Here is an 8,150-nt window from a genome sequence, read left to right on the forward strand (position 1 = left end):
GTCCCGGGTCCGACCTTCGGGGGATGCGGCGGCCGGTACCGTCGCGGTCGTGGCCACGGACCAGCAGGAGCGGGCGGGGGGGGCCGGGGGGGGCGGGGGGGGGGGGTTGTGGGTTGGGGCCGAGTGGGGGGGGGGACCACCGCCGGGCCGCGCCTGGCGGCGCGCGGCCGGCGCCTCAGGCGCGGACGGCCGCGCTCGCGCGGCTGACGGCCTCGGCCACCGGGACCTGCTCGGCCTCGCCGGTGCGGCGGTCGCGCAGCTCCACGACCCCCTCGGCCAGGCCCTTGCCCACGACGAGGATCGTGGGCACGCCGATGAGCTCGGCGTCCTTGAACTTCACGCCCGGCGACACCTTCGGCCGGTCGTCCAGCAGGACCTCCACACCCGCGGCCTGCAGCTCGGCGGCGATGCGGTCGGCGGTGGTGAACACCTCCGCGTCCTTGCCGGTGGCCACGACGTGCACGTCGGCGGGCGCCAGCGCGCGCGGCCACACCAGGCCCTTGTCGTCGTGGTTGCCCTCGGCGACGCAGGCCAGCGCGCGGGTGACGCCGATGCCGTAGGAGCCCATCGTCACGACGACCTGCTTGCCGTTCTCGTCGAGCACCTTCAGGTCCAGGGCCTGCGCGAAGCGGCGGCCGAGGGCGAAGATGTGGCCGATCTCGATGCCGCGGGCCAGCTCCAGCGGGCCGGAGCCGTCCGGGGCGGGGTCACCGGCCTTGACCTCGGCGGCCTCGACGACGCCGTCGGGGGTGAAGTCGCGGCCGGCGACGAGGTCGAAGACGTGCTTGCCGGGCGCGTCGGCGCCGGTGATCCAGGAGGTGCCGTCGACGACGCGGGGGTCGACGAGGTAGCGGATGCCGCTGGCCGACTCCGCCCCGAGCGCGCCGGGGCCGATGTAGCCCTTCACCAGCGCGGGGTGCTTGGCGAAGTCCGCGGCCTCGAACGGCTCGACCTCGGCGGGCGAGACGGCGGCCTCCAGGCGCTTGATGTCGACCTCGCGGTCGCCGGGCACGCCGACGGCCAGCGGCTCGCGGGTGCCGTCGGGGTGGCGCAGGACGACGAGGACGTTCTTGAGGGTGTCCGCGGCCGTCCACGCCCGGTCCGCGCGGGGGTGCTCCGCGTTGGCCACCTCGACGAGCGTCTCGATCGTCGGGGTGTCGGGGGTGTCCTCCACGTGCGCGGCGGGCAGCCCGTCGAAGGGGACCGCCGGCGGGGCCAGGGTCGTGACGGCCTCGACGTTGGCCGCGTACCCGCCGGGCGAGCGCACGAAGGTGTCCTCGCCGATGGGCGAGGGGTGCAGGAACTCCTCGCTGCGCGAGCCGCCCATGGCCCCCGACATCGCCGAGACGATGGCGAAGTCGAGGCCGAGGCGCTTGAAGATGCGGATGTAGGCGTTGCGGTGCAGCTCGTAGGAGCGCGCCAGGCCCGCGTCGTCGACGTCGAAGCTGTAGGAGTCCTTCATGACGAACTCGCGGCCGCGGATGAGGCCGGCGCGCGGGCGCGCCTCGTCGCGGTACTTGGTCTGGACCTGGTAGATCGACAGCGGCAGGTCCTTGTACGAGGAGCACAGGTCCTTGACGAGGAGGGTGAACATCTCCTCGTGGGTGGGGGCCAGCAGGTAGTCGGCGCCCTTGCGGTCGCGCAGCTTGAAGATGCCGTCGCCGTAGTCGCTCCAGCGGTTGGTCGCCTCGTACGGCTCGCGCGGCAGCAGCGCCGGGAAGTGGACCTCCTGGGCGCCCGCGGCGTCCATCTCCTCGCGGACGACGCGCTCGACCTTGCGCAGCACCTTCAGCCCCAGCGGCAGCCAGGTGTAGATGCCCGGCGCGGCCCGTCGGACGTAGCCGGCGCGCACCAGCAGCTTGTGGCTGGCCACCTCGGCCTCGACCGGGTCCTCCCGCAGGGTCCGCAGGAACAGGGTCGACATCCGCATCAGCACGCGCACGAGGATATCGGCGCCCCGCGGCCCGCCTCACCGCCGTCGCGCGGGGACGGCACCCGGGCGGGCGGGGCCCTCAGAACAGGACGGTGGCGAAGGTGCCGACCTCGCGGAAGCCGACGCGGCGGTACGCCGCGAGCGCGCGGGTGTTGTAGTCGTTGACGTACAGCGAGACCGAGTCCACGCCGTCGGCGCGGCAGGCGGTCACGACGGCGGCCATCCCCGGTTCGGACAGCCCCTCGCCGCGCCGGTGCGGCGGCACCCACACGCCCTGGACCTGCACGACCTTCGGGGAGACCGCACCCAGCTCGGCCTTGAAGACCACCTCGGGACCGGCGGGGCCGGCCTCGACGCGCACGAAGGAGCGGCCGGTGGAGACGAGCTCGGCGATGCGGGCCCGGTAGGCGCCCCCGCCGTCCGGGGGCGCGGGCGCGTAGCCGATCTCCTCGGTGAACATCGCCACGCAGGCGGGCACGACGAGGTCCAGCTCGCGCAGCGTCGAGCGGCGCACGGCGGGGTCGGGAGCCACCAGCGGCTCGGTGTCGCAGACCATGAGCGGCTGCTGGGCGCGCACCTCCCGCACCCCGCGCCAGTGCGGCTCCAGGCGCTGCCACAGCGCCAGCACGGCCTCGGCCGGGCCGACCAGGGACGAGCAGCGCCGCCCCTGCGCGCGGGCGTGCTCGGCGAAGGCGTCCAGCGCCCGGGGGGTCGCCTCCACGGGCACGAGGTTGGCCCCGGCCCAGCAGGCCGAGACCAGCTCGTCGCCCTCGAACCAGCCCCACACCTGCCCGCCGAGGTCGGTGCCCGCGCGCGAGACGAGCCCCAGCAGGCGCGCGGAGACGAAGAGGTTGCCGACGGGGTCGCGATCGCACAGCCGCAGCAGGGCGGGCGCGTCGGAGCCGGTGAGGACGCGCAGGGAGCCCGCCCGGGCCGACCCGGGAGCCGCGGAGGGGGTCAGGTGCACCCCCGCATCCTGTCGCGAGAACGCCCGCTGGTCGAGACGACCCGTCGGTCGGCCGACGATCGCGACCCGCCGCTCAGCCGACGGTGACGACCGGGGAGCCGGCGCTCGCGCCGTCCCCGGGCTCGCCCATCTCGGCGGCCAGGCGGTTGGCCTCCTCGATGAGGGTCTCGACGATGGCGTGCTCGGGGACGGTCTTGATGACCTCGCCCTTGACGAAGATCTGCCCCTTGCCGTTGCCGCTGGCGACACCGAGGTCGGCCTCGCGGGCCTCGCCGGGGCCGTTGACGACGCAGCCCATGACGGCCACGCGCAGCGGCACGCTCAGGCCCTCCAGACCCTCGGTGACGGCGTCGGCCAGGGAGTACACGTCGACCTGGGCGCGCCCGCAGGAGGGGCAGGAGACGATCTCCAGCTTGCGCGGGCGCAGGTTCAGCGACTGCAGGATCTGGATGCCGACCTTGACCTCCTCGGCCGGCGGCGCGGACAGCGAGACGCGGATGGTGTCGCCGATGCCCTTGCTCAGCAGCGCGCCGAAGGCCGTCGCGGACTTGATGGTGCCCTGGAAGGCGGGGCCGGCCTCGGTGACGCCCAGGTGCAGCGGCCAGTCGCCGCGCTCGGAGAGCAGCTCGTAGGCGCGGACCATGACCACCGGGTCGTTGTGCTTGACCGAGATCTTGAAGTCGTGGAAGTCGTGCTCCTCGAACAGCGAGGCCTCCCACACCGCGGACTCCACGAGCGCCTCCGGCGTGGCCTTGCCGTGCTTGGCCATCAGGCGCGGGTCGAGGGAGCCGGCGTTGACGCCGATGCGGATCGAGACGCCCGCGTCCTTGGCGGCCTGGGCGATCTCCTTGACCTGGTCGTCGAACTTGCGGATGTTGCCCGGGTTGACCCGCACGGCCGCGCAGCCGGCGTCGATGGCGGCGAAGACGTACTTGGGCTGGAAGTGGATGTCGGCGATGACCGGGATCTGCGACTTCCTGGCGATGATCGGCAGCGCCTCGGCGTCGTCGGCGCTGGGGCAGGCGACGCGGACGATGTCGCAGCCGGTCGCGGTCAGCTCGGCGATCTGCTGCAGCGTGGCGTTGATGTTCGTCGTCGGCGTCGTCGTCATCGACTGCACGGAGATGGGGGCGTCGCCGCCGACGTCGACCGAGCCCACCTTGATCTTGCGCGTCTTGCGGCGGGGTGCCAGGACGGGCGGCGGGAGGGCGGGGAGACCGAGGCTGACGCTCACGGGCTCGATTATCACCCCGCGCGGCGGGGCGGCGAGCACCCCCCGGCGGCCGTCACCGGACGTTCACCGCTCGGGCCGCGCCCCGGACCGCCCCGGGCGCGGCCGCCGGTCACCGGTCACCGGTCACCGGTCCAGGGTGACGGGCCGCACGATGTCGGCGTACAGCAGCAGCACGCTCATGCCCACGAGCACGACCGAGACCCCGTAGGCCAGCGGCATGGCCTTGGCCACGTCGACGGGCCCGGGGTCCGGACGCCGGCGCAGCCGGAACAGCGCCTTCTTGAGGACCTCCCACAGCGCGCCGGCGATGTGGCCGCCGTCGAAGGGCAGCAGCGGGATGAGGTTGAAGACGAACAGCGCCACGTTCAGCCCGGCCAGCAGCGAGACGATGCGCGAGGTCCGCTCGGCGAGCTCGTCGCCGGGGATGATCGCCGGCCGGGCGTTGAGCTCGCCGGCCAGCCGGCCGATGCCGACGACGCCGATCGGGCCGTTCGGGTCGCGCGGGGCCGAGCCGAAGGCGGCCCGGGCGACGTCGTAGAGGCGCTGGGGCAGCCGGGCGACGATGGCCGCGGTCCCCTCCACCTGCTCGGCGACCACGCCCGGGACCTCGGCCAGCGGGGTCCGCACGACGGCGATGCTCGGGGAGACGCCCAGGAAGCCGACCTCCTCGGTGCGCCCGGTCGCCTCGCCGGTGGCGGTGAGGACCTCGCGCTCGGTGAGCACCGGCGTCGCGCTCACGGTCAGCCGCTGCCCGTCGCGCTCGACGAGCAGCTGCACCGGCTGCCCGCCGCGCTCGCGGATCGCCGCCGACAGCGACTCCCAGTCGCGCACCGGCGCGCCGTCGAAGGCCACGACCTCGTCGCCGGGCCGCAGCCCCGCCGCGGCCCCCGGGGCGACGGGGTCGTCGGCGGCGCACGTCGTGGCGGTGCTGCCGGCCGGCTGCACGCACTGCGAGACGGCCGACAGCGTCGGCACGTAGCCGGGGCGGCCGATGCCGCTGGCGGCGACCGCGGTGAGCACGAGGGCCAGCAGCAGGTTGACCAGCGGCCCGCCGGCCATGACGACGATGCGCTTCCACACCGGCAGGCGGTGGAAGGTGCGCGACTCCTCGCCGGGGGCGATCTCCACGAAGCTGGCCTGGCGGGCCTCCTCGGCCATCAGCGCCCAGCGGCCGGTGGAGCTCGCCCGCACCCGGCCGGGGGCGTCCCCCGGCTGCGGCGGGAACATGCCGATCATGCGGACGTAGCCGCCCAGCGGGATCGCCTTGACGCCGTACTCGGTCTCGCCGCGGCGGCGGGAGAACAGCGTCGGGCCGAAGCCGACCATGTACTGGGTGACCTTCACGCCGAAGCGCTTGGCGGGCAGCAGGTGCCCGAGCTCGTGCAGGGCGATGGAGACCGCCACCCCGACGGCGGCGGCGAGGATGCCGACGGTCCACAGCAGCACCGTGCTCACGCGGCCGCGCCCGTCAGCTCGCGGGCGCGCGCACGGGCCCAGTCCTCGGCCGCCAGCACGTCCTCGACGTCGCGCGGGTCGCCGGCGGGCTCGTGCTCGCCGACGACGGCGGCGACGGTGTCCACGATGCCGGGGAAGGGCAGGGCGCCGGCGTGGAAGGCGGCCACGCACTCCTCGTTGGCGGCGTTGAAGACCGCCGGGACGGTGGACCCGCGCCGGCCGGCCTCGCGGGCCAGGTCGACCGCGGGGAAGGCCTGCGCGTCCAGCGGCTCGAACGTCCAGGAGGCGGCCCGCGTCCAGTCCACCGCCGCGGCCGCGCCGGGCACCCGCCGCGGCCAGCCCAGCCCCAGGGCGATGGGCAGCCGCATGTCCGGCGGCGAGCACTGCGCCAGGGTGGAGCCGTCGGTGAACTCGACCATCGAGTGCACGACCGACTGCGGGTGCACGACGACGTCGATGCGCTCGTAGCCGATCCCGAACAGCAGCGAGGCCTCGATGACCTCCAGGCCCTTGTTGACCAGGGTGGCCGAGTTCGTCGTCACCACCGGGCCCATCGACCACGTCGGGTGGGCCAGCGCCTGCGCGGGGGTGACGTCGGCGAGCTCCTCGCGGCGGCGGCCGCGGAACGGCCCGCCGCTGGCGGTCAGCACCAGCCGGGCGACCTCCTCGGCGCGCCCGCCGCGCAGGCACTGCGCCAGCGCGGAGTGCTCGGAGTCCACCGGCACCACCTGGCCGGGGGCGGCGGCGCGGGTGACCAGCGGGCCGCCGGCCACCAGGGACTCCTTGTTGGCCAGCGCGAGCGTGCGGCCGGTGGCCAGCGCCGCCAGCGTCGGGCGCAGCCCGACCGAGCCGGTCATGCCGTTGAGCACGACCCCGTCGGCCCGGACCGGGTGCGCGGCGACCTCGGCGGCCGCGTGCGGGCCGGCGACCACGCGCGGGAGCGCCCCGCCGGTGGTGCGGGCGTGCGCGGCGAGCGCCTCGCGCAGCGCGTCCACGACGTCGGTGCGGGCCACCCCGACGAGCTCGACCCGGTGCTCGACCGCCTGCCGGGCCAGGGCGTCGACGTCGGCGCCGCCGGCGGCCAGCGCCACGACGCGGAAGCGCCCGGGCGCGGCCCGCACCACCTCCAGGGCCTGCGTGCCGATCGAGCCGGTGCTGCCGAGGAGGACGACCTCGCGGGGGTCGGCGGTGGTGCTCACCGGGCCATCATGACGCGCCGCGCCCGGCGGCCCGACACGGCGGCGGGCACGGCGGCGGGCACGGGGCGGACGCGCCGGGAGGACGCCGGGTGGGACGCGGCGGCCGGCGGCGGTGCAGGATGAGGCGAGCACCACCGCCTCCTGGAGGGACACCCCCGTCATGTCCGCGACCGCACGCCGCGCTCCCCGCCGGGCGTCCCGCCGAAGCGCCGCGGGCGCGGTGGGCGCCTTCGCCCTGACCTCCGCGACCGCCCTCGCCGTGGTCGCCGCCCCCGGCTCCGCCGCCGTCCCCGTCCAGACCGGCGAGCGCGGCGTCGCGCTGCTGTCGAGCGTGGACGAGGCCGCCCAGCAGGCCGCGCTGGACTACTGGACGCCCGAGCGCATGGCCGCGGCGCGGCCGGCGGGGCAGTCGGTGGAGGGCGGTCCCGCAGCGGCCGGCGCAGCCGCGGACGGCTCGGCGGACGGCGCGGCGCCCGCCGCGGCGGACGGCTCGGCGGGTGCCCCGCAGGCGGGCGGGCGCTCCACCCTCGCGGTCGGCGACGCCCCCCGGGTGGGGCGCGACCCGCGCTCGACGGCCTCGGTCGTCGACGGCGGTGCGGTGAGCCGCAGCACGACGTGGACCGCCGGCGGACCCGTCACGGCCAAGGTGGGGCGGCTGTACTTCACCCAGGCCGGGGTCCCCTACGAGTGCTCGGCCAGCAGCGTGGACTCCCCCAACGAGAGCGTCGTCATCACGGCCGGGCACTGCGTGACCGAGAGGGGCGTCAGCTCGACCAACGTCGTGTTCGTCCCCGGCCTGAACGGCACGGCGGAGCCGTTCGGCCGCTGGTCGGCGACCCGGCTGTTCACCACCCGCCAGTGGATGGAGGGCGACCAGAAGACCGCCGCGGCGCTCAACCACGACGTCGGCTTCGCGGTCGTGGCCAAGCGCGGGCAGACCACGCTGGCCGACGCGGTGGGCACCTTCGGCCTGGCCTTCGACAGCCCGCTGGACCGCGTGACGGTCTTCGGCTACCCCGGCCGCGGCACCGGCAGCGACGGCAGCACTCTCAAGTACTGCGCCGGGTGGCGCTTCACCGACGCCACCTCCAACCCCGACGCGACCACCGACCAGGCCACCCTGTGCGACATGGCCGGCGGTTCCAGCGGCGGGCCGTGGCTGTCCGGCTTCGACCCCGCCAACGGCACGGGCACGGTCACCTCGGTGGTCAGCTTCAGCTACAACGACGCTCCCGAGGTCCTGTACGGCCCGCGCCTGGGCGCGGTGGAGCGGGCCGTCTACGCGGAGGCGTCCGCCGTCGCCGTGGGCTGAGCCGGGGCGCGGGAGCCGCGGCGGGGCGGGCGCGCACCGGCGCGCCCGCC

General features: G+C 75.8%; 6 protein-coding genes. 1 reads left to right on the forward strand and 5 read right to left on the reverse strand.

The features are described 5' to 3' along the window. Window positions 1-175 precede the first annotated feature (175 nt). The 5 genes from ACRYM2_RS22170 to dxr form a co-directional block, all read right to left on the reverse strand. The gene (locus ACRYM2_RS22170; protein WP_432524784.1) at window positions 176-1,936 is read right to left on the reverse strand and encodes a proline--tRNA ligase; all 1,761 of its coding nucleotides are present in this window, start codon (window positions 1,934-1,936) and stop codon (window positions 176-178) included. A 76-nt stretch (window positions 1,937-2,012) separates the two neighbouring features. Then, a complete protein-coding gene (locus ACRYM2_RS22175) occupies window positions 2,013-2,900 on the reverse strand; it encodes a GNAT family N-acetyltransferase (protein ID WP_432524785.1) in 888 nt (295 codons plus the stop codon). Between the two features lie 73 nt (window positions 2,901-2,973). Beyond that, the gene (ispG, locus tag ACRYM2_RS22180) at window positions 2,974-4,134 is read right to left on the reverse strand and encodes a flavodoxin-dependent (E)-4-hydroxy-3-methylbut-2-enyl-diphosphate synthase (protein ID WP_432524787.1); all 1,161 of its coding nucleotides are present in this window, start codon (window positions 4,132-4,134) and stop codon (window positions 2,974-2,976) included. 123 nt (window positions 4,135-4,257) lie between these two features. Next, window positions 4,258-5,589, reverse strand: a complete 1,332-nt coding sequence (locus tag ACRYM2_RS22185; protein ID WP_432524788.1) for a M50 family metallopeptidase — start codon at window positions 5,587-5,589, stop codon at window positions 4,258-4,260. Beyond that, window positions 5,586-6,788 carry a 1-deoxy-D-xylulose-5-phosphate reductoisomerase gene (dxr, locus tag ACRYM2_RS22190; RefSeq protein ID WP_432524790.1) on the reverse strand — a complete coding sequence of 401 codons (1,203 nt, stop codon included), beginning with the start codon at window positions 6,786-6,788 and terminating at the stop codon, window positions 5,586-5,588. The genes ACRYM2_RS22185 and dxr overlap by 4 nt, the downstream gene beginning before the upstream one ends. 160 nt (window positions 6,789-6,948) lie before the next feature. Here dxr and ACRYM2_RS22195 point away from each other — a divergent pair, with 160 nt between their 5' ends. Next, complete coding sequence (locus ACRYM2_RS22195) at window positions 6,949-8,100, forward strand: trypsin-like serine peptidase (RefSeq protein WP_432524792.1); 1,152 nt, start codon at window positions 6,949-6,951, stop codon at window positions 8,098-8,100. The last annotated feature ends 50 nt before the right edge of the window (window positions 8,101-8,150 follow it).

Origin of the sequence: Kineococcus aridisoli, assembly GCF_050871885.1 — a bacterium.
GTDB lineage: Bacteria > Actinomycetota > Actinomycetes > Actinomycetales > Kineococcaceae > Kineococcus.